Genomic DNA, 23,130 nt, shown 5'->3' on the forward strand with positions numbered 1-23,130 from the left:
GCATCGGCAATGCACCGACACACTTCATCGCTAGCCTCTTCACCTTACACCAGCCTGAAACATGTCGATGCAACCGGAAACGCAATCACGCTGCCATTCATCGACAGTTCAGAGTGTGCAGTGGCGTCGTGTCGTGCGATTCAATGGAACATCGTCACGCGCAGCTGCATCATCGATCGCACGCAACGTTCGATGCGACGTCACCGTTTCCGAAAGCGCGAATACGGCGTTCTGGCTTCATATGATTGTCGTGATCCAGACTCGTCGAGCCGCAAGTTTCGGCGAGCACCGGACCGCCGTCGGCGCGATGCGGGGCGCCGGGTCTGACGGTGCGTCCGTGGCAGTGCGCCCGGCCGAGCGCCAGAGACGAACACCTGCCGGCGCAAGAGCTTAGGCGCAGCATTCCGGCGGCCGCGCCGGGCGATTGACACTCCGCTGAAACGACCACACGATGCGCGTGCGGTGGCATGACGAGATCTCGATGAGCCCGCGTTGCCTTGAGGTGCCACGATGAACATAGAAAAATATACCGATCGCGTGCGCGGCTTCATTCAGTCGGCGCAATCGCTCGCGATGCGCGAAGGACACCAGCAGTTCTCGACGCTCCATATCCTGAAAGTGCTGCTCGACGACCCTGAAGGCCTCGCGGCCGGCCTGATCGACCGCGCCGGCGGCAACTCGCGCGCGATCCTGAAGGCGACCGAAGAGGCGCTGGCGAAGGTGCCGAAGGTCAGCGGCGCCGGTTCCGGACAAATCTATCTGGCGCCCGAGACCGCGCGCGCCTTCGCCGCGGCCGAACAGGCCGCCGACAAGGCCGGCGACAGTTTCGTCTCGGTCGAACGCCTGCTGCAGGCGCTCGCCGCCGACAAGGACAGCGACGCCGGCAAGCTGCTCGCCAAGGGCGGCGTCAATCCGCAGAACCTGAATGCGGCGATCAACGCGCTGCGCAAGGGCCGCACCGCCGACAGCGCATCGGCCGAGAATGCCTATGATGCGCTGAAGAAATATGCCCGCGACCTCACCCAGGCCGCGCGCGACGGCAAGCTCGATCCCGTGATCGGCCGCGACGAGGAGATCCGCCGCACCATCCAGGTGCTGTCACGCCGCACCAAGAACAATCCCGTCTTGATCGGCGAGCCCGGTGTCGGCAAGACCGCGATCGTCGAAGGCCTGGCGCTGCGCATTGTCAATGGCGACGTGCCGGAAAGCCTGCAGGACAAGGCGCTGCTCGCGCTCGATCTCGGTGCGCTGATTGCCGGCGCGAAATATCGCGGCGAATTCGAGGAACGGCTCAAGGCGGTGCTGCAGGAGGTGACGTCGGCCGAAGGCGGCATCATCCTGTTCATCGACGAGATGCACACCCTGATCGGCGCCGGCAAGGGCGACGGCGCGATGGACGCATCGAACCTGTTGAAGCCCGCGCTCGCGCGCGGCGAACTGCATTGCATCGGCGCCACCACGCTCGACGAATACCGCAAGCATGTCGAGAAGGACCCGGCGCTGGCAAGGCGGTTCCAGCCGGTGTTCGTCTCCGAACCCACGGTCGAGGACACCATCTCGATCCTGCGTGGCCTGAAGGACAAGTACGAGCAGCATCACGGCGTGCGCATCGCGGATTCGGCGCTGGTCGCCGCCGCGACGCTGTCGAACCGCTACATCACCGACCGTTTCCTGCCCGACAAGGCCATCGACCTGATGGACGAGGCGGCGGCCCGGCTGAAGATGCAGGTCGATTCCAAGCCCGAAGACCTCGACTCGCTCGACCGCGAGATCATCCGCCTTAAGATCGAGCAGGAGGCGCTGAAGAAGGAGACCGATCTCGGCTCCAAGAGCCGATTGCAGACACTCGAGAAGGATCTGGTCGAGCTGGAGAAGAAGTCGGCGGATATGACGTCGAAATGGCGCTCCGAGAAGAGCAAGCTCTCCGATGCACAGAAGATGAAGGGGGAGCTCGAGCAGCTGCGCACCGAGCTTGCCAATGCGCAGCGCAAGGGCGAATTCCAGAAGGCCGGCGAACTGGCCTATGGCCGGATCCCGGAACTGGAGAAGAAGCTCGCGGCGGTCGAAGCCAGCGAGACCTCGTCCGCCAGCGAGACCGTGACCGCCGACAATATCGCTCAGGTAGTCTCGCGCTGGACCGGCGTGCCGGTCGACAAGATGCTGGAGGGCGAGAAGGACAAGCTGCTGCGCATGGAGGAGATGCTCGGCAAGCGCGTCGTCGGCCAGGCCGAGGCGGTGCGCGCGGTGTCGACCGCGGTGCGTCGTGCCCGCGCCGGATTGCAGGATCCGAACCGGCCGATCGGCTCGTTCATGTTCTTGGGGCCCACCGGCGTCGGCAAGACCGAACTCGCCAAGGCGCTCGCCGAATATCTGTTCGACGACGAGACCGCGATGATCCGGCTCGACATGTCCGAATACATGGAGAAGCACTCGGTGTCGCGGCTGATCGGCGCGCCGCCCGGCTATGTCGGCTATGACGAGGGCGGCGCGCTGACCGAAGCCGTGCGGCGGCGGCCCTACCAGGTGGTGCTGTTCGACGAGATCGAGAAGGCGCACCCCGATGTCTTCAACGTGCTGCTGCAAGTGCTCGACGACGGCCGCTTGACCGACGGCCAGGGCCGCACCGTCGACTTCCGCAACACGCTGATCATCATGACCTCGAACATCGGCGCGGAGTATCTCGTCAACCAGCCGGAAGGCCAGAGCACGAGCGCGGTGCGCGAGCAGGTGATGAACATGGTGCGAGCGCATTTCCGCCCCGAGTTCCTCAACCGCATCGACGAGATCATCCTGTTCCATCGGCTGCAGAAGAGCGACATGGGCCGCATCGTCGAGATCCAGTTCTCGCGGCTGCGCAGGCTGCTGGAGGATCGCAAGATCGATCTCGAGCTCGAGCCCAAGGCGCGCGACTGGCTGGCGGAGAAAGGCTGGGACCCGGCCTATGGCGCCCGCCCGCTGAAGCGGGTGATCCAGCGCAGCGTGCAGGATCCGCTCGCCGAAATGATCCTCGCCGGCGAGGTGCGAGACGGCTCGCAGGTCAAACTCTCCGCCACCAAGGCCGGCCTCACCTTCAACGGCAAGAAGCCCGAGAACGCGGCGGCGGACGAATTCGAACCGGTGTGAGACAGGCCGGAATGGCCGACGACGCGGTGTCATCGTCGCGTCGTCAGGGCGCATCATATGCAAGCTGACCTTCAACAGGGAGAGCGCCATGACGCAGAACATCAAGGACAACATGGAGGTCATCGGCGCCGACGGCGTGCATGTCGGCACCGTCGATCGCGTCGAAGGCAACCGCATCAAGCTCAAGAAAAGCGAGAGCGACGGCTTCCATAAGGGCCATCACCACTATATCGAGCTCGGCTTCGTCGCCGGTGTCGAAGGCTCCAAAGTCCGGCTCTCGGCCAATGCCTCGATTGCAGTAACCCTCGAGGAAGAGAAGTCCGGCAAGCCGGTTGGTCCGTCCGCGGAAGCCTAGCGATCCGGGCCCTTGTAAAGGTTCCGATGGCATGCTCCTCTGCCCTGCATCTGGACGCCGATCCGGCGTCCGGCCAGCCTTTCGTCGTCGTGACGTGCCGTTTGAGTTGAGGAGACTTGCGTGCCATCAGCCGTTCCGCAACCGGTCGCTGCGAAGCTGACGCGCGCGGCCATCTTCCTTGCGGTCACGATCAAGCCCGATCCGGAACATGATGCGGTGGTGCGGTCGCTGTGCGCCGATGTGGCCGCGCTGGTGCGCGCCGTGGGCTTCCGCGATCTCGAAGGCCGGCTGTCCTGCGTCATGGGCATCGGCTCGGAGGCATGGGACCGGCTGTTCGGCGCGCCGAAGCCGCAGGGTCTGCATCCGTTCCGCGAGATCAACGGCGTCCACCACGCGGTCGCGACGCCCGGCGACCTGCTGTTCCATATCCGCGCCGTGCCGATGGATTTGTGCTTCGAGCTCGCGACCCAGATCATGTCGCGGCTCGGCGATGCGGTTGCCACCTCGGACGAGGTGCACGGCTTCAAATATTTCGACGAGCGCGACCTGCTCGGCTTTGTCGACGGCACCGAGAATCCGGAAGACCAGGCCGCGCTGGAGGCCACCATCATCGGCGCCGAGGACGCTGCGTTCGCCGGCGGCAGCTATGTGATCGTACAAAAATACCTGCACGATCTGAAGAAGTGGAACGAGCTGCCGGTCGAGATGCAGGAAAAGATCATCGGCCGCAAAAAACTGTCCGACATCGAGCTCGACGATGCGGTGAAGCCGAGCTACGCGCACAACGCCCTGACGACGATCGTCGAGAACGGCGAAGAGCTCGACATCGTCCGCGACAACATGCCGTTCGGCAGCGTCAGCAAGGGCGAGTTCGGCACCTATTTCATCGGCTATGCGAAGTCCCCGCACCGGATTGAGCAGATGCTGGAGAACATGTTCGTCGGCAGGCCGCCGGGCAATTACGACCGCCTGCTCGACTTCAGCCGCGCCGTGACCGGGACGCTGTACTTCGTTCCGTCGGCCACCTTCCTTGAGGATGCCGCGAACACCGCGCCCGTCGCCTCGCCCGCCGAGCCGCCGCCGGATGACGCCGCGGCCGACGCACCCGCACCGACACGACCGCCGGCCGAAGGCTCACTTGGTATCGGCTCGCTGAAAGGAGACGCTGGATATGAATAACCTGCATCGGGGATTGGCCCCCATTTCGGACGCGGCATGGGCCCAGATCGAAGAGGAAGCCGCGCGCACGTTGAAGCGCCATCTGGCGGCGCGCCGTGTCGTCGACGTCGATGGCCCGAAGGGCACGGATTTCTCTGCCGTGGGCACCGGCCATCTGAAGAAAATCGCGACGCCGGGCGACGGGGTCGAGGCGACGCAGCGCGACGTTCGCGCGCTGGTCGAGCTGCGCGTGCCGTTCGAGCTGTCGCGTCAGGCGATCGACGATGTCGAGCGCGGTGCAAATGATTCCGACTGGGACCCGCTCAAGGATGCCGCGCGAAAAATCGCGTTCGCCGAGGATCGCGCGGTGTTCGACGGCTACACCGGTGCCGGCATTCAGGGCATCCGTCAGGGCAGCAGCAACCCGGTGCTGACGCTGCCGGCGAGCGTCAAGAATTACCCCAATGTGGTCGCGCAGGCGGTGAGCCAGCTGCGGCTCGCCGGCGTCAACGGTCCGTACACGCTGCTGCTCGGCACCGAGGCCTATACCGCAATCGGCGGCGCGACCGACGACGGCTACCCTGTGCTGCAGCACATCCAGCGCCTGGTCGACGGCAAGATCGTCTGGGCGCCCGCGATCGAGGGCGGCGTCCTGCTGACCACCCGCGGCGGCGATTTCCAGCTCTCGATCGGCCAGGACCTGTCGATCGGCTATCTCAGCCACTCTGCGACATCGGTCCAGCTGTATTTCCAGGAGACCATGACCTTCCTGATGCTGACCAGCGAGGCATCGGTGGTGCTTGCGCCGGAGGCGAAGAAACCCGCCTGATCTTTCCGGCGTTCACTCTTCCAGGAAGTCTCCGACCACGGCCGGAGCTTCCGCCTAGCTTCAACGGAGAGGAGGCGCGCAATGGACTACGATCTCTATATCAATCCGAAGAAGGCCTCGGTCGGTCTCTACGTTCGCAAGGGCGCCGGTCTGCCCGATCTTGCCGATGCCAAGGATTGGGTGTTCGACGGCACCTTCGGGCAGGCCAATCTGCCGCCACAGCTCGTGAAGGAGATCGAGGCCAACGGCCACGCCTTCCGCGACATGGATTGAGCGCGCCGGCGTTTTGTCTTGACGCGTGTCCTTCACGCGAACCGGGATCCGCTTCGCTCGAAAACGCTCTACTTCTCGCCTGCCTTCACCGGCGCGGTCTCCGGCATCAGGCTCATCGCCACGATCCCGACCGCGGCCGCGAGCAGCAGATACCAGGACGGCGCCAGCGGATCGCCCGTCACGTGCAGCAGCCACGTGACCACGAGCTGCGCGGTGCCGCCGAACGTCGCGATCGCGATCGCGTAGATCGTGGCGAACACGCCGCCGCGGATGTTCTGCGGCAAGGCTTCTGTGAAGGCGGCATAGAAGGCCGTGAACGGCAGCGAGCCGATGAACGACAGGACGCCGAAGCCGAACAAGAGCGACCAGGCGCCGGGGTCGCGCACGATCCACAGGAAGGCCGGATAGGTCAGCACCAGCACGACGAGCTGCGGCCAGATCATGATCGGCTTGCGTCCGAGCCGATCGGCCAGCCAGCCGCCGAGCACGGCGCCGATGATCTGCAACCCATTGCTGACCAGCGACACGGTGAACGCCAGCGACGGCGACACATGCAGCGTGTTCTTGGCGTATGTCGTCATGTATTGCGTCACATAGGTCGAGATCGTGCCGCTGGCCAGGATCATCACGGCCAGCGCGATCACGCGAAGGTGCCGGCGTGCCAGTGCGACGTGACTTGAGCGTTCGACGTGCCCGGCGACATGTTCGCCATGCGAGACCGTTTCCGGCAGTGTGCGACGCATCCAGATGCCGAACGGCAGGCAGACCGCGCCGAGCAGGAATGCGACGCGCCATCCGTAAGCCTCGAGCATGTCGGGCGGCATCGTGCTGCTCAGGATGACGCCGACCAGGGCGCCGGCCGTGGCCGCGATCTCCTGGCTGGCGGGCTGCCAGGCCACCACCAGGCCGCGATTTCTGGGCGCTGCGATCTCGATCAGATAGGCCGTGGTCGGGCCAACCTCGCCGCCGAGCGCGAATCCCTGCACCATCCGCGCCAGGATCACGACAACGGGCGCCACGATGCCGATCGCGGCATAGGACGGGGTCAGCGCGATGGTCAGGATGGCGCCGCCCATCAGCGCGAAACTCAGCAGCATCGCCGGCCGTCGGCCGACCCGGTCGGAGAAGATCCCGAGCACGATGCCGCCGATCGGCCGCGTCAGGAAACCGGCGCCGAAGGTCGCCAGCGACAGCATCAGGCTGCCGTATTCGCTGTGCGCGGGAAAGAAGGTGCGCCCGATCTCGGTCGCAAAGAAGCTGTAGGTGATGAAGTCGTAGAACTCCAGCATATTGCCGATGGTCGCGGCAAAGGCTGCGCGCTTGACATCGAATTCCCTGCTCGCAATCTCCGGCAACGCTCTCGGTTCCTTGTCTGGCCGTTCGATGCGAGTATTATTCCTCTGCTCATGTTAGGCAAGGCATGGTCGAGTTGAGGCATGGCACGCCGCGCGATCTGCATGTGACACAATCAGCGGGAGGACAGATCCGATGCCGGCTGACAAGCTCTTCATCAATGCCAGGCTCGGTGACGGCATGCGCCGCGATATGCTGGTTCGTGACGGCCGCATCGCTGCGATCGAAGCGAACGCCGCGCGCCCGTCCGGGGTCGACATCGTCGATCTCGGCAATGCGCTGGTCGTACCCGGCTTCGTCGAGGGTCACATCCATCTCGACACCAGCTTCTACGGAGATACCTGGCGGCCGCACCGCCCCTGCACCAATGGATTCGACGTTCACGAACGGGTTGCGTTCCAGGCCGAGAACCTCGCGGCCGCTGCCCCGATGGACGTGCGGGCGCGGAACCAGCTCGATCTCTGCATCGGGCATGGCTCGACGCAGATGCGCAGCCACGTCATGGTCGACGGCTCGGTGGGCCTGAAATCGCTCGAGACCATCCTCAAGGTGCGCGACGACTACCGCCGTCTGATCGATATCCAGCTCGTCGCGTTTCCGCAGAGCGGCATCCTCAGCAGTCCCGGCACGCCGCAATTGCTCGACGAGGCCGTCAAGCTCGGCGCCAATGCCGTCGGCGGCCTCGATCCCGCGAGCTTCGACCGCAATGTCGAAGGGCATCTCGACGTCGTGTTCGGCGTCGCGCAGAAGCACGGCGTCGATGTCGACATCCATCTCCATGATGGCGGCATGCTCGGCGCCTTCGAGGTCGAGCAGATCGCGGCGCGGACGCGCGCGCTCGGCATGAAGGGCCGCGTCACGGTCAGCCACGCCTACGGGCTCGGCGATATCCCTGCCGATGCGCTGAAGAAGACCGCCGACAGCCTGGCGCGCTCGGGCGTCGCGATCATGACCAATGCGCCGGGGGCGCGGCCGTTCCCGCCTGTCGCCACGCTCAGGAAAGCCGGCGTCACGGTGTTCAGCGGCAACGACAACATCCGCGACTCCTGGTGGCCCTATGGCGATGGCGACATGCTGGGCCGCGCCATGATGATCGGATACCGCTCGGGCTTCTACACCGACGAGGAGCTCGCGATCGCGTTCGACATGGTCACCGCGGCCGGTGCCAAGGCGCTGCGACTTGACGGCTACGGCCTCCATGTCGGCGCGAAAGCGGATTTCGTCACCTTGAACGCCGTGCACATCCAGGAGGCCGTGGTCGCGCGGCCCTCCGGGCGTTCCGTCTACAAGGGCGGAGTCCTGGTGGCGCGCGACAATCGCGTCGTCAAGGACGCCAGTCGGTCCTGAGGCCGCCGCCGTCGCGCGGACTTCAGTCTTTGGGGGACGACGACCGGGTCCGGTTGAACAGCAGATAGAGCGCGTGCGGATTGGTCGTTAGGTAACGCCAGAACAGCCGGCGCGGCTCGAGCCAAACCCGCCAGGCCCATTCGAGGCCGACGATCTGCATCCATCTCGGCGCGCGCGGCCGCGAGCCGGACAGGAAGTTGAACAATCCGCCCGAAGTCTTGATGACGCCGACGTTGCCGAGCCGCGGCATGAATTCGTCGACGAAGGCCTGCTCATAGGGCACGCCGAGCGCGACCCAGAGGAAATCCGGCGCCAGGGCGTTGATCTCGTCGACCTTGTCCCGCAGCGCATCGCCGCGCAGATAGCCGTGCGAATGTCCGACGATCTTGAGCCCCGGATACGCGCGGCGGACATTGGCAATGGCCGCCTTGTTCTCGGCCTCGTTGGCGCCGAACAGGTAGAACGTCAGCCCGAGTTTCTCCGCTCTGCATGCGACGTCATGGAACAAATCCGTGGTCGCGACGCGCTCGGGAAGCGGCTTCGACGAGCGCAGTCTGGACACCATGACGAGCGGCTGCCCGTCGGCGTTGATGAGGTCGGCGGCGCGGAACAGCCGATCGGTCATCGGCTCGGTCGAGCAGCGCGACAGCACCTCGCCATTGGCCGAGGTCAAATACAGCGGGCGATTGACCCGTCTGTTCGGATGCACCGCCTCGACCATGAAGTCGGCGGTCTGCTCGCGATCGAGCACGGCGAGCCGCAGCCCGCCGATGGTTTCCCGCGGAACGCCGGCGGTCGCAGCCCTGCCGATCGGATTGACGCGACGCTCTGGCATGCCGGTTGCCCCGTCGGGCATCGACGATCCCGGCGCGCTCGCGGCGGACACAGGCTCGCCACGCGAAGTGTTGCAAATCCGGACAGGCGGAGCAGCCATGTCCGAATTGAGACGCCGAGGCCACTCGCGATCGGTCTGCGAGGACGAAATTGCATAGGAAACACGGGCTTTTTGGCAGTGACTCAGCATTTCAGCGGGGCTCCAGAACTTACTTGCCCTCAACTGCAATATCCGGTCCAGACCACGCGTGATATCTCGTCGCACCCGGATTCGGCTCGAACCGTAAGTAGATTGTTAACGATGCTCGCGCGGCAGCAGGACGGCAGCGTTCGCGACTGATCTAGCCAAGGGACGCTCGACCAGCAACACTATGCAAAGGTCGATGAATTACATTAATACAAATCATATTCTGCCGCTGCCCGAGCCGATCGGCCTTTGCTATAACAACGCCGCGTCGGCTTGATCGGCGCTTTGAAAACTTTCGTTTTGTTTGGTCTCACATGAATAAGAATGATGACGCGTTCGATGTCAGCATCGACGACGCATTCGACTTCTTATCCGAAGAATATGCGGAATTGTTTGAAGGGTCGGACGCGACCGCCTTCCAGCATCCGCTGTGGCTGGACAGCCTTTATCGCAAGCTCGCTGCTCCGGCCGCGGCGAAGCCACTGGTCGTCGTCGTCCGTCGTCGCGCAAGCAAGGCACTCGCAGCCGTGCTGCCGATGCTGCGGATACGGCGCGGGCCGATGCGCACGATCGAATTCGCCGATCTTCGCGTGTCCGATTATTTGTCTCCGGTCTGCAGCACCGCGACATTTGCCGAGCTGTTGCAGGATCAGGCGGCCTGCGAGCGGATTCGACAGCTGGTGCGGCCGTTCGATCTGCTGCGCGTACCCAAACTGCTCGATGCAAGGATGCCGATCGAGAATTTGCTCGGGGCACCTCACCGCAGCCTGATGGACACCAACGCCTATGCGACGGTGCTGGTCCCGCCGTTCGAGCAATGGCAGATCAACGCGCTCGGGAAGTCCTACCTGAAGGAGCTGGCGAAGAAATGGCGCCAGATCCAGAAGAAGGGGACGCTCACCTTCGCATGCTGCGACGACAGCGCTTCCGTCGGCGAAGCGATGGAGACGATGCGCAGGTTCCGCGGTCCGCGGTTTCACGAACAGGGTGACGGCGACCTGCTGCAGCGTCCGGAATATTTCGACTTCTACTCCGACGTCGCGCTCCGCGGCATGGGCTCGTTCACCCGGCTCTATGCCATGAAGATGGACGGCAACGTCGTCGCCGCCGCCCTCGGGCTGACCCACCGCGACAGCCTCCTCGTCGTGATGACGGCGTTCGACATCGAGGGGTATAAGAGCCAGTCGATCGGCGCGCTGATGTTCGAACGGGTCGCCCGGGATTGCATCGAGCGCGGCGATCGCGTGCTCGATTTCACCATCGGTGACGAACCTTACAAGAAGCAGTTCGGGGGACAACCCACACCGATGTCGGTCGTGACGCAAGCCGGCAGCGCGGCCGGCTCGCTTGCGTTGTTTACCCTCAAGCAGGCGCCCTGGATCAAGCAGGCCGCCAAGCGGATGGCCGACATCAGGCCGATCCGTACCTCGACCGGCACGCGGTAAGCCGCTGAGACGGACTTTGTCGTCGCCTAGCGAAGCGCACCGCGGACGCGCATGACCCATCCCGGATAAATCCGGTCCACCCGATGCGTGATCATGCGGCGCAGGAAGTGCAGCTTCCGCTGCATGGCCCATCGCACGTCGGTGCTGGAGGTCAGGGCCTGGCGGAAGCGTGCCGATTGCAGTGAGTGGCGGTCGGCGGCGAGCTTGTCCCGATCGGCGTAGAACTGCGCGATCTTCTCCGTGCCCATGCCGTCGGTCTCGAGCCAGCGCGGAACATATTCGGTGCAAAGACGCTCGACATCCACCAGCAGGCGGCTCACGCCGGTACCGGCGGCCGGACAGTTGGTCTGGAACGCATCGCCGATCAGCACGACGCCCGGTTGCAGATGGCCCTCGGTCACGGACAGGTCCATGACCCAATTCTGCACCTGGCCGACGATCTGGAAATCACCGAGGTAGCGCTCCAGACCCGGCATCAGACGGAGCAGCGTTCTCCTGGTGTCGCGACGCAATTCGCGCATGATCGGGTCGGTCGGATCGCGGAACATGAACAGGTTCGCCCGCATGCCGCCTGACATCGGAAACAGGCTGAGATAGTCGACGCCGTCGGCCGCCTCCTTGCCGTAGCAGGTCAGCGCGTCGAAGCCGAACGGAGCATGATCCGGCCGCGCGATCATGAATCCGAACGTCACCGAGTGGCGCGCGGCGATCACCTGCCGGCGCATTCCGAGATTGTAGCCGAGTGCGCTCGCCATGCCGGTGGCCAGAATGACCAGCCGAGAGACGACGCGCTTGCCGGAGGCCAGCGTCAGCTGCTGGCGGTCCGCGCTGCAGCTGACATTGGTGACCTGGTCGAGCAGAAAGGTCGACGCATCAGGCGTCAGGCTGCGGGCCATGTTGACGAGGTCGGCATAGGAAACCCCGTAGGACCGGCCGACACCGATATCGACCAGTCTGCCGCCCCGGATGTTGAGCACCCGGTCGTATGGCGAGGCGACCTCCTCGACGTCGTCGATGAAGCCCAGGCGACGGAAGATATCGACCTGCCGTCCCGCGATCTTCTCGACACGGAATTCATCCGGCGGGATCGAGCGCTTGTCGATCAGGACGACCCGGTAGCCGGCTCGGGCGAGGACGGCTCTCGCGAGCGAGCCTGCCAAACCGGCGCCCACAATGGCGACGTCCGTTTCGACGATGTCAGCCTCAGCAATCATAATGTCCGCTCCCACGGCGAATTGGCCGCAGAACTGCAATTTCCTTGCCTGCCCTGGCTGCCTTGTCGAACGAACCGGACGCCTTCGATCGTTGAGGTTAACGAGAGCGACCGAAGCGCGATCGGCAGGCTTTCGGCACATCGCTTGCACCGGGAGCGGTGATGAAACTGATCCTTTGAGGCTCCGCAGCAGAATCGCGGGGCAATTGCAGGGCCGTGGAGCTTCGACGAATGCTTTTGCTGCACAAACCTGGCGTCGGCCGGCGCGATCCGTGCCGCTGGACCGAGCGCCGGAGAAAAAACCGATCTGCGCCGTTTGGAGACAGCGCGGTCAGCAGCGTTCCAGAATGGAGCAGTATCGTATCGGTCAGGTTCGCAGCTACCAGGTTCGCAGCTACGCGGCACCCGCAGACCAGCCGGAGGGAACGGAATTTTAGCAAGAAAACGTTAACACTCCTGACTTCACCGATTGCTACGGTCAACGGCCTGTCTGGATATTGAGAACTCTCTGGTGATTGCTTCCGTTCTCCAATTGTTGCGGCGCGACGTCACGCGCGGCGTTGCCGGGACCATCCTGCTCAAGGTTGGCAGCGGCGGACTTGCGTTCGCGTTGTTCTCGCTGGCCGCGCGGGCGATGACGCCCGACGCGTTTGGCAGCTTTGCGACCTTGCTCTCTGTCGCCCAGATCGCTTCGGTGGTGGGCCTGGTCGGCCAAGAGCTGCTTCTGGTTCGCTTCCTCAATGAATACGAGGTCCGCGGTCAGGCCGCGTTCACCAAGGGCGTGCTGCTGTCGAGCTTGAAGAACTCCGCGATCGGGATGCTGATTTCGATCGTGGCGATCGCAGCCGTAGCAAGCATTCGCGGCGAATGGTGGCTGCTGATCCTCTCGATCTCGGCGTTCACCGCCGTCAATGCCGGGCTGATGCTCGGCAGCCAGATCGCGCGATCCCTGGTCAGCATCCTGATGGGCGAAGGCAATCGGGAATTCTTCTGGCGCGTTGCCGTTGTCCTGGTCCTGATTGCGGCGCTGTTCGGTCACCGGCAGCTCACTCCAGCCGAACTGTTCGCCGCGATGACGGCAGCAATGGCCGTGGGACTGATCGTGCAGATCGTGTCGATCGTACGCGTGCTGCCGAACCTGCGTTCGGTCACGGCCCGCTTCGAGAGTTCACGCTGGAACCGGAGTGCGTTTCGCTTCTGGCTCGCATCCATTCTCGAAGCGGCAAACCAGTATTTCGACGTCATCCTGGTCTACTGGATGCTGGATCCGGCAACCGCTGGCATCTATTTCGCCGCTTCGCGCCTGGCGAACATCTTCGCGATGCTCTCGGCTGCGCTCTACACATTCGGCGCGCGTCGGCTTCCCTCGCTGTATTTCAGCAAGAATCACCGTGAGCTCGAGCATACGCTGAAGCTGATGGCCGAGGTCACCGCGCTCTGCGTTTTCAGCGGGCTCGTCATCGCCTGGGTTGGCGCTCCCTACCTTCTCGGCCTGTTCGGACCGCACTTCGCTGCGCAGCAGTGGGTGTTGATCGTGCTCGCAATCGGAACGGCGTTCCAGGCGGCAGGCGGGCCGTCGGCCGCGGTTCTTCAGTTGACGGGGCATGAGAGCGATTATGTTCCGGTCGTCGCTGCCAACGTGGCGTTGCGGCTGGTGGGATTTGTCGTGCTGATCCCCTGGCTCGGCGTGCTCGGTGCGGCGATCTCGGCGACAGTTTCCCTGGTGCTCGTGACCATCGCGCTCAATGTGCTGTGCCGCCGGCGGACCGGCGTCGACCCGTCCGTTCTGGTGCTGTCGCAACTGTCGTCGTCGAAGGCTGGCACCTACACGGTCCGCGTTGCGGATAGCAACGACTAGACTTCCCCAAACCGCCTTCAGCTTGCGAAGCCCAGGGCTTTGCCCTGAGGACCGCGAACGGCGGCATTGTCCACCACACGATTGACGACAAGCGCGGTGGGAACAGAACCAAACCTCGCCAGATCGGCCCGTGCCTTGCCGATCGCGGCCGCGTTGGCCGCGCCCTCGCGAGCCAGGATGACGAGATCGGCATGAGCCACCCGGTCCGAGGTAATATCTATGGTTAACCTGCGGTTACCCTCTCCCTGCGCGGCCGTAACCAATTAGTTAACGAGCCGGCTGTACTCTGTGTGTGAAACAATGGCTCTCGATTGCTGGCAATGTCTGATCGCACTAAATGAGCAGTAACCTCACCACGCGCTACTCGGTGCACGAGCACGCTTCGCGTGATAAATACGCGCGCAAAAATGGGGGAGACCAATCCGCTCCCTCGACGGGTGAGGAATCCGTGCTCCATTACACGCCAAGTACAGACCTGAGTCCGGAACTGAGCACAGACCTGCGCGAGGCATCGAGCGCATCGCGCGATCGGCCGAGCCAGAGCCAGCCGAAGCTGCGCGTTGTCCTGGTGCAGACCCAGGCCGAGAACGCCGGCGCGCAGGAGATATCCCGGCTGCTCGGTACTGGCCTCACCGCACGCGGCTATCACGTCACCAACCTGTTCTTCTTCCGCAAGTCGGATTCGTTCGATGAGCCGCCCAACACGTATTATTGCGCGCCGAGCCGTCCGGGAAACCCGGTGGCGCTGCTGCGCATGCTGTGGACGCTCGCCGGTCATCTCAGGAGCATCAGGCCCGACGCCGTCCTGACCTTTCAGCATTTCGGCAATGTGATCGGCGGCGGCGTATCGCGCCTGGTCAGCCGCGCTCCGGTCGTCGCCAACCAGGTTTCCTCAGCGCTGTCGATGAGCATGCCGGTGCGCGCCGCCGACATCATCATGGGCTCGACCGGCTTCTTCCAGTGCATCACGCTGAATTCGCGCGACATGGAGCGGGAATACGCCCGCTATCCCGCGCGCTATCGCTCGCGGATGCAGCACGTCCCGCATGGCTTCGACGACAAGTCGCACAGCCTGCCAAAGGATATTGCGCGGCAGCGGTTCGAGCTGCCGCCGGATCGTATCCTGCTCGGCTGCGCCGCGAGGTTGCATCCGCACAAGCGGCTCGATGCGGCCATTCGCCTGCTGGCTGCCGACCCGTCCTGGCACCTTGCCCTCGCCGGCCAGGGCGCGGATGGGGACCGGCTGCGCGCGCTGGCCGATGAACTTGATGTCTCGGACCGGCTGCACTTCATCGGTGAGATCCCGCCGCGCCAGATGGCCGATTTCCTGGCCTGCCTCGACGTCTTCGTCTTCCCCTCGCAGGCCGAGACCTTCGGTCTTGCGGCAGTGGAAGCCGCGAGCGCAGGCATTCCCTGCGTCGTCAACGATCTTCCCGTGCTGCGCGAGGTGCTGTCGTATCAGGGACAGCCTGCCGCTGTGTTCGTTGATGCCGCGAACGATGCCGAGTTTGCGGCTGCCGTGTCGAAAGTCCTGACCGACCGTTTGTTGAGCGACCAGCTGCGGCAAAGCGCCGTGGGCCTCAAGTCGCGCTATTCGTTGGATGCCATGATAGAGGAATACGTCCGCATTCTCGGCAATGCCGTGGGAGCTGATGCGCACTAGATTGGGCTGGCCATGATTATCGAGTTTCGCTGCGATCGTGAGCAGGCGCGGCTCTGGATGCGCCGAGAGTCGCTGCGCGTCAACGATCAGGATATTCCCGTTCAAATCGCCTGGATCACGACGGCGGTCCCGCGCCCTGCGGGCCTCGACGCATTGTTCGAGCTGGAGCGCATCGTTCTGCGCAAGGGCAAGGCCGGCGGCGCCGACAGGTTGAAGACGATCCCGGAGCGGCCGCGCGCAGGCAATCCCGACGTGGTGGTCGACTTCACTGCGGCCGAGCGCGATCCGAACTGCGCCGCCCGGCTCTACCTCCGTCCACGGTTCAACGGGCGCGCCGGAGAAGATGCCGCGCTCGCGGCCATTCTCGGCGGCGATCTGCCGGTGATCGAAATCGTCGACGAGCGCAACGGCACGGTCATGGACCGCGGCCATCCCTCGGCGGAAATCGCGGCCGGCCTGAGCGGCGGGCTGGAAACGGTGATGACCCGGACGCTATCGATGCTGCCGCCGATCCTGTCGGGCGCGCCGCGGCTGGTGCCGCAGTTGGCCGCTCCGACGACCGGCGGCACAGCGCCAAATCCCGCGCCCTTCGTCCTGCGGGGGGTGGCGACCTCGATCACAAAGGAAATCTATCGCCTCTGCTGCTACGCGCCGCACTGGCATGTCGGTTGGCGCTACGCCGAGAACGCGGATGTCTGGCGCACCGGCGATCTGTCGGGTCCGTCCTGGAATGTGCTCGGCGATCCCGGCAACCGCTTCTATGCGGATCCCTTCCCGGTGAAATGGCAGGGCCGGACCTTCGTCTTCTTCGAAGACCTCGAGCACCGGATCGGCAAGGGCATCATCTCCGCGGTCGAATTCGACGGCAACGGCCCGGTCGGCAAGCCGCTGCCCGTGCTGGAAGAGCCGTGGCATCTGTCCTACCCGTTCCTGATCGAGAGCGACGGCGAACTCTGGATGATCCCGGAGAGCACCGCGCATCGCGACGTTCCACTCTACAAGTGCATCCGCTTTCCGGACAAATGGGAACGGCACTCCACGCTGCTCTCCGGGCTCGAACTGGCTGACGTGACCATCACGCGGCACAACGGCCTGCACTACATGTTCGGCGCCTGGCGCGACGGCACCGGCGGATATTCCGACACGCTGGCGATCTACTACGCCGAGCATTTGTTCGGCCCCTGGCAGCCGCATGCGGCGAATCCGATCCTGATGGATCGCGCGACCACGCGGCCGGCCGGCAACTTCGCGACCGTCAATGGCAGGTTGTGGCGGCCGGTGCAGAACTGCAGCAACGGCTACGGCACGGCGCTCGGGCTTGCCGAAGTGCTCGAACTGTCGCCGACGACGTACCGGCAGGCCGTGCGACACCTGCTCAAGCCCGGGCCGTTGTGGACCGGACGCAAGCTGCACACGCTCAACCGCTGCGGCCAGCTCGAGGTGATCGACGGCTCGCGGGTTCAGCCGAAGACCGCGGCCTTGTTGGCCGGCCTGCGGTCGAGCGACAGCCGCCCGCCGCGATCGGATTGGCACAGCGCGCTGGCGAAACCGATCGCGCGACGGCTGCACTAGCGCATGATCCGGACCGGGAGGGTCGCGTTAGCGCAAAGTGCGAAGCGGGTTTCCGAAAAGATCACCCTCAAAAGAAGCTAGAGCGCTGCGCCGCACGCGCTCAGTTCGTGTCGGCGCTCAGCACGCCGCCGAACTGCTCCCATGAGCTTCCGGTCCAGCGCTGCAACTGCAACTGCGTGTACGCCATGCTGTTGTCGGGACCGGTGTTGACGGTGATGCCCGGCATCAAGGTCGGCAGCACCAACCCCTTGATGCTGCGCGCCTGCTTGACGATGTTCTCGCGCGACAAGTCGTCGCCGCATTGCTTCAGCACCTGCTCCAGGATCTGGCCCTGCTGGGTGCCGAACAGATAATTGCTGTCGCCGATATCGGCGCCCGGAAGATACTTCTCGAAATGGGCGCGATACCATTTGATGCCGGGATCGTCGGCCCACTTCTTGTCGTTCGGATCCTTCGCGATGGTCGCCACGACGACGCCCACTGCCTTGTCGGCTCCCGCCGGCACGATGGTGGCAGAGATCGAACTCGACACGTAGTTGACGATGGTGAGCGGCGACCAGCCGATCTCGTTCGCCTTCTTGATCGCCTGCGCCGCGAATTTCGGCGTGCCGGCGATCAGGAACGCCTGGGCGCCCGACGCCTTCAGCGTGACCACGCGGGATTCGATGGTGGGTTCGGTGACCTCATAGGGAGAGGTCACCACCTTGGTCTCGAAATCACCTTTCAGCACCTCCTTGAACGCGGCGACGAAATCGCGGCCGAGATCATCGTTCTGGTAGAGGATCGCGATCTTCGCATCGGGCGCCGTCCGCGCGATGTGCCTTGCGTAGATCTTGCCTTCGGTGTTGTAGCTCGGCAATCCGGTGGTGGTCAGCGGAAACTCGCTGAAGTTGGCGAATTTGGTGGCGCCGCTCACCACGAACAGATGCGGCACCTTCTTCGCGGTGACGTATTTAATGGTCGCCCCGACCCCGGGCGTGCCGAGCGGGCTGAACAGGAACGCCACCTCGTCACTCTCGATCAGCTTGCGGGTCTGCTCTACCGCCTTGGGCGGCGTATAGGCATCGTCATAGGTGATGAGGTTGATCTTGCGGCCATTGATGCCGCCCCGGTCATTGATGGAATGGACATAGGCGATCAGGCCCCTGCCGGTGTTGCTGAGCGGGGATGCCGGACCGCTGAACGGGAATGTCGCCCCGACCTTGATTTCCGACTCCGAAACCCCCAGCGATTCGGCGCGGACCGGAGCAGCGGCAAACGCCGCGAGCGCCGCAACGGACATGACAAATGTCTTCAACACCATCGAACTCCCCCTGAACGTTTATGAATTGAATTTTCGCTGGCGATCGTCGCACCTACCAGGCCTCGCCGAACGGCCTGATCTCGACATTGAACGACCACGCGCTGCGATCCTGATGGGCGACGTGCCAGACCTCGTCCGCGATCGCCCGGGGCTTGATGAAGAAATCGTCCGGCCGCTCCGGCCAGCGTTTCCGGGTCCACTCGAGATCGATCACCGCATCGATCACGAGATACGCGACGTGGACGCCCTGCGGTCCCAAATCGCGCGCCATCGCTTCGGCGAGAATGCGCTGCGCCGCCTTGGTCGGCGCGAACCCCGCGAAGCCGGCCTTGCCGCGCAACGCCGAGGTGTTGCCGGTGGCGACGATGGCGCCCTTGCCTGCGCCGATCATCGCCGGCGCAAAGCGTCGCGCCAGGTACAGCAGGCCCATCGTATTGACCTGGAAGTTGCGATTGAGAATTTCGGGATCGATCTCGCGGAACGTGCCGAACGCGCCGCCGACAGCGTTGTGGATCACGACGCCGGGGCTGCCGAGATCGCGTTCCACGGCAGACGCGACCGTCTCGACCTGCGCGGGATCGGACACATCGCAACGATAGGCCCTGGCGCCGGGTAGCTGCTGCGCGAGCGCAGCAAGACGCTCCTCGTTCCTGGCAAGCAGCGCGACGCGATAGCCGCCCTCTGCGAACCTCCGGGCGAGCGCCGATCCGGTGCCGGGACCGACACCGGATATCAGACAGACGGGCGCGGTCATGCGATCAGTCCTCCGCGTTGCGGCCAACGCCTGTCAGGCGGCGGCCTTCGACAGCAGCTTCTCGACGTAAGGCTTGAGCTCCGGTCTGAAATGCGCGTGGTCGACCAGCCGGGCAAAGTGCGCGAACGTCAGCGGATATTCATCCCGTACGCCCGGATGCAGGATTTTCCCCAAGCCTTGCTTGCCCAGTTGCTCGGTCCGCGCATGCTCATTCATGAACAACGCGAGCTCGGCGGCAAAGCAGATGTCGGCCATCGAAATTCCGTCACCGACCAGCGTCTCTCGCTGGGCCGACAGTGCCTGCTCGATCCCGGAGGCATAGATCGCGAACGCATCCTTCGCGCGCGCATGAATCGCCGCATCGACCGTGCCGCCCGACAGCGCCAGCAGATAGATCTGCGAGTCCCGCGCGAATACCAGGCTGACATCGAGAAAGCTGTCGATCCGCGACGCCTCATAGGCGTCATGCCCGTAGAGCGGAAACTTCGCTTCTCCAAGCCGCGCCACCGCGCGCATGATGCTGTTCGATTCGAAGATGCCGACCTTGCCGTCAGCGCCGAACGCCGCCGGCACGTTGCCGAACGGCTGCGTTGCCATGAACGCGTCGGTCTTGAACAGCTGCGCGCCGGTCAGCCCGACCCGGCCGGTCCGCGCCAGCGAGGCGAACTCGGCGCGCTCCTGCTCAGCCAGCGGACGGGCATCGTAATCCCATAACCAGTCGCGCAACTCCTTGCCGGATGCGCCCCTGACCTCGACGTCGACGCCGCAGAACCGCGCCGCGATGGTCGCCTTCCACACCCGCGGGTTCGGCAGATAAGAGAAGATGCGCAAGGCGGCCATGGTGGCTGCTCCGGGTGCTGCTGCGTCAGGCCGCCAGCTTCAGAATCTTCACGACGTCACCGGGCTCGCGGATCGGCTGCGGATTGGCACGGGTAAAGATCGACAGCATCGCATTCTTGCCGATCAGCTCGAAGCGGTCCTCGCCGACGCCGACATCGGCGAGCCGCCGCGGCAGGCCGAGCTCGGCGATGAACGCCGCGAACGCTTCGCCGGCGTCGCGGCCGGGCGCACCGAGCGCAGCGGCGATCGATTGCTGGGCCACTTCGGTCGCCGGGCGGTTGTAGCGCAGCACGCTCGGCATCATGACAGCCGTGCAGAAATAATGCGGCACGCCGCAGGTGCCGCCGAGCACGTGGCCGATGGCGTGGCTCGCGCCCATCGGCACCCGCGACTGCAATCCGAAGGCGGACAGCCAGGAGCCGAGCTGACAGCTCAGCCGCGCCGCCTCGTCGCCGGGATTTTCCTTGGTGCGCAGCAGGCCGTCGTACAGGTAGCTCAGCCCCTGCCGGCACACCGCATCGACCAGCACGTTGGGACGGCTCGAGCAGATCGCCTCGATGCCGTGATCCATCGCGCGCGTGCCGGAACCGAGCCAGAGCTTCTCCGGCGTGTACTTCGTGATCGCGGGGTCGAGGATGATGCTGCGCGGCATCATCATCGGATGGTTGAAGATCTGCTTCAGCTTGCGGCTGGTGTCGGTGACCAGCGCGCCGGAATTGTACTCGCCGCCCGAGAGCGTACTCGGGATCGCGATCATGCGGACTTTCGGGTTGCGGAACGATCCGAAGCGGCGATCCGGCGTGGTCTCGAAGCCGTCGAGCCCTGCGGGCGCGAAGATCTCGTGCTCGATGCACATCAAGACAATCTTCGCTGCATCGACCACCGAGCCGCCGCCGATCGCGACGACGAGGTCGGCCTTGGCCTCCGCTGCCTGCCGCGCGATCTGCGTCACGACGTCCCTGGTCGTGTGCTGCGGCACGCCGTCGAAGGTCGCCGCATGACGATCGCCGAGACCTTTGCGGATCTTCTCGATCTCGTCGGTCGTGGTGTTCAGCGTCCGGCTCACGATCAGATAGACGCGCTTTGCGCCCAGCCGTTCGGCCTCCTCGCGCAGCGCCTCGGCCGCCGGCTTGCCGTAGATCACGGTCTCCATGGTGGGGTATTGATGGCTGCCGGTGACGTGCATGCTTTCACTCCCTCGATGTATCCGTGACTGGCGCTGCCGGTCAGGCCGACAGCCTGGTGAAATCAGGCTGGCGGCGTTCGGCGAAGGCGGCAAAGGCCTCGCGCGCCTCGGGTGTCGTCAGACGTTCCTTGAACAGCGCACTCTCCGCGGCGATCTGCGCCGCGATGCGCTGCTGCTCGCGCATCAGCTGCTTGGTCAGGCTGAGCGAACCCGCAGGCCGCCTGGTCAGCGCGACTGCGGCGTCATGCGCTTTCTTGCGCAGCTCGGCCTGCGGCACCACGGCATTGGCGAGACCGGATGCCAGCGCGCCCGGTGCATCCATTGGCTCGCCGAGCGCGAACATCGCATAGGCGCGCGCGTGCCCGATCCGCAAGGGTAGCAGCCAACTCGATGCCGCCTCCGGCACCAGCGCCAGATTGACGAACGGCGTGATCAGCCGGGCATTCTCGGCGAGATAGACCAGGTCGCAATGTAGCAGCATGGTGGTGCCGACGCCGACCGCATTGCCCTGTACTGCTGCGACCAGCGGCTTGCCGACCTTGCTGATGGTCTCGATGAAGCGATGCGCCGGGCTGTCGACCGCGCTCTCGCCGCGCGCCTGGCTGGCGAAATCGGCGAGGTCGTTGCCCGCGGTGAAACTGTCGCCATCGCCCTGGAACAGGATCACGCGGACGGACGGATCGGCCTCGGCCTGCTTCAGCGCGTTCGACATCGCGTCATACATGGCGCCGGTCAACGCGTTCTTCTTCTCGGGCCGCCGCAAGGTCAGCGTCATGACGCCGGCGGCGATTTCGATTTGAACATGCTCGGTCATGGCAATCTCCCTTAAGCGACCGCGCGGGCCGGCCTGGTCTCGAACTTGCCATCGAGGAAGCCGGTCAGCCGCTGCCGGATGATCGCTTCGGCCTCGGTCATGATGCGGTCGATCAGCTCCTTGACCGTCGGGATGTCGTGGATCAGGCCGACCACCATGCCGCAGCTCCAGGCGCCGGCATCCATATCGCCCTCGATCATCACCTTCGGGTAGACGCCGGCGACCTGCTCGTGGATGTCCTCGATCTTGAGCTTGGCGCCCTTCTCGCGCTCGATCTCGAGCAGCTCGTCGACGCCCTTGTTCTTCAGCACCCGCTCGGTGTTGCGCAGCGCGCGCATGACCAGACGGGTATCAAGCTCGTCGGCATCGAGCAGCGCCTGCTTCACGTTGGGATGGACCGGCGCTTCCTTGGTCGCGATGAAGCGCGTTCCCATGTTCATGCCGGACGCGCCCATCGACAGCGCGGCGACGAGGCTGCGCGCATCCGCCATGCCGCCCGAGGCGACGAACGGGATTGTCAGCTCGTCCGCCGCGCGCGGCAGCAGGATCATGTTCGGAATGTCATCCTCGCCGGGATGGCCGCCGCACTCGAAGCCGTCGACGCTGACCGCGTCGCAGCCGATCTTCTCGGCCTTCAGCGAATGCCGCACCGAGGTGCATTTGTGGATCACCTTGATGCCGGCCGCCTTCAGCGCCGGCATGTACTGCTCCGGGCTGCGGCCCGCGGTCTCCACCGCCTTGACGCCGCCCTCGCGGATCGCGGCGATATATTCGGGATAGGGCGGCGCAGTGAAGCTCGGCAGGAAGGTGAGGTTGACGCCAATCGGCTTGTCGGTCATGTCGCGGCAGCGCGCGATCTCCTTGGCCAGCAGCTCCGGCGTCCGCTGGGTCAGGCCGGTGATGATGCCGAGGCCGCCGGCATTGGACACTGCGGCGGCCATCTCGGCAAAGCCGACATAATGCATGCCACCCTGGATGATCGGATGCTGGATGCCGAACAGTTCAGTGATTGCTGTCTTCACA

Annotated in this window: 20 protein-coding genes; 10 read left to right on the top strand and 10 right to left on the bottom strand. The window is 64.6% G+C overall.

Annotated elements, in window-relative coordinates:
* The first annotated feature begins 510 nt into the window (after positions 1-510).
* The 5 genes from clpB (at position 511) to ACVINW_RS03500 (ending at position 5,738) form a co-directional block, all read left to right on the top strand.
* The gene (gene clpB / locus ACVINW_RS03480; protein WP_456750020.1) at positions 511-3,123 is read left to right on the top strand and encodes an ATP-dependent chaperone ClpB; all 2,613 of its coding nucleotides are present in this window, start codon (positions 511-513) and stop codon (positions 3,121-3,123) included.
* 88 nt (positions 3,124-3,211) lie between these two features.
* Positions 3,212-3,478 (top strand): DUF2171 domain-containing protein, encoded by a 267-nt coding sequence (locus tag ACVINW_RS03485; RefSeq protein WP_456750021.1) that lies wholly within the window; start codon positions 3,212-3,214, stop codon positions 3,476-3,478.
* Positions 3,479-3,598: 120 nt separating this feature from the next.
* Entirely contained in the window at positions 3,599-4,657 is a 1,059-nt protein-coding gene (locus ACVINW_RS03490; protein WP_456750022.1) for a Dyp-type peroxidase, read from the top strand.
* A complete protein-coding gene (locus ACVINW_RS03495; protein ID WP_456750023.1) occupies positions 4,650-5,465 on the top strand; it encodes a family 1 encapsulin nanocompartment shell protein in 816 nt (271 codons plus the stop codon). Before ACVINW_RS03490 ends, ACVINW_RS03495 begins: the two co-directional genes overlap by 8 nt.
* Before the next feature lie 81 nt (positions 5,466-5,546).
* Positions 5,547-5,738, top strand: coding sequence for a hypothetical protein (locus ACVINW_RS03500; protein WP_456750024.1), 192 nt, complete (start codon positions 5,547-5,549; stop codon positions 5,736-5,738).
* Between the two features lie 68 nt (positions 5,739-5,806).
* On the opposite strand, the gene ACVINW_RS03505 is transcribed toward ACVINW_RS03500, so the two are convergent.
* The gene (locus tag ACVINW_RS03505) at positions 5,807-7,093 is read right to left on the bottom strand and encodes an MFS transporter (protein ID WP_456750025.1); all 1,287 of its coding nucleotides are present in this window, start codon (positions 7,091-7,093) and stop codon (positions 5,807-5,809) included.
* Between the two features lie 133 nt (positions 7,094-7,226).
* Here ACVINW_RS03505 and ACVINW_RS03510 point away from each other — a divergent pair, with 133 nt between their 5' ends.
* Complete coding sequence (locus ACVINW_RS03510; RefSeq protein ID WP_456750026.1) at positions 7,227-8,438, top strand: amidohydrolase family protein; 1,212 nt, start codon at positions 7,227-7,229, stop codon at positions 8,436-8,438.
* 22 nt (positions 8,439-8,460) lie between these two features.
* On the opposite strand, the gene ACVINW_RS03515 is transcribed toward ACVINW_RS03510, so the two are convergent.
* Positions 8,461-9,273, bottom strand: a complete 813-nt coding sequence (locus ACVINW_RS03515; protein WP_456750027.1) for a WecB/TagA/CpsF family glycosyltransferase — start codon at positions 9,271-9,273, stop codon at positions 8,461-8,463.
* A gap of 500 nt (positions 9,274-9,773) precedes the next feature.
* Here ACVINW_RS03515 and ACVINW_RS03520 point away from each other — a divergent pair, with 500 nt between their 5' ends.
* The gene (locus ACVINW_RS03520) at positions 9,774-10,904 is read left to right on the top strand and encodes a GNAT family N-acetyltransferase (protein ID WP_456750028.1); all 1,131 of its coding nucleotides are present in this window, start codon (positions 9,774-9,776) and stop codon (positions 10,902-10,904) included.
* 26 nt (positions 10,905-10,930) lie between these two features.
* Here ACVINW_RS03520 and ACVINW_RS03525 read toward each other — a convergent pair whose 3' ends face one another.
* Positions 10,931-12,118, bottom strand: coding sequence for an FAD-dependent monooxygenase (locus ACVINW_RS03525; protein ID WP_456750029.1), 1,188 nt, complete (start codon positions 12,116-12,118; stop codon positions 10,931-10,933).
* Positions 12,119-12,628: 510 nt separating this feature from the next.
* On the opposite strand from ACVINW_RS03525, the gene ACVINW_RS03530 reads away from it, so the two are divergent.
* Positions 12,629-13,975 (top strand): lipopolysaccharide biosynthesis protein, encoded by a 1,347-nt coding sequence (locus tag ACVINW_RS03530; protein WP_456750030.1) that lies wholly within the window; start codon positions 12,629-12,631, stop codon positions 13,973-13,975.
* Positions 13,976-13,992: 17 nt separating this feature from the next.
* Here ACVINW_RS03530 and ACVINW_RS03535 read toward each other — a convergent pair whose 3' ends face one another.
* Complete coding sequence (locus ACVINW_RS03535; RefSeq protein ID WP_456750031.1) at positions 13,993-14,238, bottom strand: hypothetical protein; 246 nt, start codon at positions 14,236-14,238, stop codon at positions 13,993-13,995.
* A gap of 74 nt (positions 14,239-14,312) precedes the next feature.
* Between ACVINW_RS03535 and ACVINW_RS03540 the strand changes: the two genes are divergently transcribed.
* Both ACVINW_RS03540 and ACVINW_RS03545 read left to right on the top strand, forming a co-directional pair.
* Positions 14,313-15,638 carry a glycosyltransferase family 4 protein gene (locus tag ACVINW_RS03540; protein WP_456750032.1) on the top strand — a complete coding sequence of 442 codons (1,326 nt, stop codon included), beginning with the start codon at positions 14,313-14,315 and terminating at the stop codon, positions 15,636-15,638.
* Positions 15,639-15,650: 12 nt separating this feature from the next.
* Entirely contained in the window at positions 15,651-17,210 is a 1,560-nt protein-coding gene (locus ACVINW_RS03545) for a glucosamine inositolphosphorylceramide transferase family protein (protein WP_456750033.1), read from the top strand.
* A 100-nt stretch (positions 17,211-17,310) separates the two neighbouring features.
* On the opposite strand, the gene ACVINW_RS03550 is transcribed toward ACVINW_RS03545, so the two are convergent.
* Genes ACVINW_RS03550 through ACVINW_RS03575 form a run of 6 tightly spaced genes read right to left on the bottom strand, consistent with a single transcriptional unit; the run spans position 17,311 to position 23,129 of the window.
* The gene (locus ACVINW_RS03550) at positions 17,311-18,513 is read right to left on the bottom strand and encodes an ABC transporter substrate-binding protein (protein WP_456750034.1); all 1,203 of its coding nucleotides are present in this window, start codon (positions 18,511-18,513) and stop codon (positions 17,311-17,313) included.
* A gap of 52 nt (positions 18,514-18,565) precedes the next feature.
* Positions 18,566-19,267, bottom strand: a complete 702-nt coding sequence (locus ACVINW_RS03555; RefSeq protein ID WP_456750035.1) for an SDR family NAD(P)-dependent oxidoreductase — start codon at positions 19,265-19,267, stop codon at positions 18,566-18,568.
* 33 nt (positions 19,268-19,300) lie between these two features.
* Positions 19,301-20,107 carry a glutathione S-transferase gene (locus tag ACVINW_RS03560; protein ID WP_456750036.1) on the bottom strand — a complete coding sequence of 269 codons (807 nt, stop codon included), beginning with the start codon at positions 20,105-20,107 and terminating at the stop codon, positions 19,301-19,303.
* A 25-nt stretch (positions 20,108-20,132) separates the two neighbouring features.
* Positions 20,133-21,293 carry an iron-containing alcohol dehydrogenase gene (locus tag ACVINW_RS03565; protein ID WP_456750037.1) on the bottom strand — a complete coding sequence of 387 codons (1,161 nt, stop codon included), beginning with the start codon at positions 21,291-21,293 and terminating at the stop codon, positions 20,133-20,135.
* A gap of 40 nt (positions 21,294-21,333) precedes the next feature.
* Positions 21,334-22,107 (bottom strand): enoyl-CoA hydratase-related protein, encoded by a 774-nt coding sequence (locus ACVINW_RS03570; RefSeq protein WP_456750038.1) that lies wholly within the window; start codon positions 22,105-22,107, stop codon positions 21,334-21,336.
* Between the two features lie 11 nt (positions 22,108-22,118).
* Complete coding sequence (locus tag ACVINW_RS03575) at positions 22,119-23,129, bottom strand: NAD(P)H-dependent flavin oxidoreductase (RefSeq protein ID WP_456750039.1); 1,011 nt, start codon at positions 23,127-23,129, stop codon at positions 22,119-22,121.
* Position 23,130: the final 1 nt, after the last annotated feature.

This window comes from Bradyrhizobium sp. USDA 4461 (genome assembly GCF_054055655.1).

Excerpts from the sequence above, each read along its gene's own strand:
- ACVINW_RS03550 (WP_456750034.1), bottom strand. The coding sequence starts at position 18,513 with ATGGTGTTGAAGACATTTGTCATGTCCGTTGCGGCGCTCGCGGCGTTT.
- ACVINW_RS03510 (WP_456750026.1), top strand. The coding sequence starts at position 7,227 with ATGCCGGCTGACAAGCTCTTCATCAATGCCAGGCTCGGTGACGGCATG.
- ACVINW_RS03555 (WP_456750035.1), bottom strand. The coding sequence starts at position 19,267 with ATGACCGCGCCCGTCTGTCTGATATCCGGTGTCGGTCCCGGCACCGGA.
- ACVINW_RS03495 (WP_456750023.1), top strand. The coding sequence starts at position 4,650 with ATGAATAACCTGCATCGGGGATTGGCCCCCATTTCGGACGCGGCATGG.
- ACVINW_RS03545 (WP_456750033.1), top strand. The coding sequence starts at position 15,651 with ATGATTATCGAGTTTCGCTGCGATCGTGAGCAGGCGCGGCTCTGGATG.
- ACVINW_RS03525 (WP_456750029.1), bottom strand. The coding sequence starts at position 12,118 with ATGATTGCTGAGGCTGACATCGTCGAAACGGACGTCGCCATTGTGGGC.
- ACVINW_RS03485 (WP_456750021.1), top strand. The coding sequence starts at position 3,212 with ATGACGCAGAACATCAAGGACAACATGGAGGTCATCGGCGCCGACGGC.
- ACVINW_RS03540 (WP_456750032.1), top strand. The coding sequence starts at position 14,313 with ATGAGCAGTAACCTCACCACGCGCTACTCGGTGCACGAGCACGCTTCG.
- ACVINW_RS03520 (WP_456750028.1), top strand. The coding sequence starts at position 9,774 with ATGAATAAGAATGATGACGCGTTCGATGTCAGCATCGACGACGCATTC.
- ACVINW_RS03500 (WP_456750024.1), top strand. The coding sequence starts at position 5,547 with ATGGACTACGATCTCTATATCAATCCGAAGAAGGCCTCGGTCGGTCTC.
- ACVINW_RS03565 (WP_456750037.1), bottom strand. The coding sequence starts at position 21,293 with ATGCACGTCACCGGCAGCCATCAATACCCCACCATGGAGACCGTGATC.
- ACVINW_RS03515 (WP_456750027.1), bottom strand. The coding sequence starts at position 9,273 with ATGCCAGAGCGTCGCGTCAATCCGATCGGCAGGGCTGCGACCGCCGGC.
- ACVINW_RS03570 (WP_456750038.1), bottom strand. The coding sequence starts at position 22,107 with ATGACCGAGCATGTTCAAATCGAAATCGCCGCCGGCGTCATGACGCTG.
- clpB (WP_456750020.1), top strand. The coding sequence starts at position 511 with ATGAACATAGAAAAATATACCGATCGCGTGCGCGGCTTCATTCAGTCG.
- ACVINW_RS03560 (WP_456750036.1), bottom strand. The coding sequence starts at position 20,107 with ATGGCCGCCTTGCGCATCTTCTCTTATCTGCCGAACCCGCGGGTGTGG.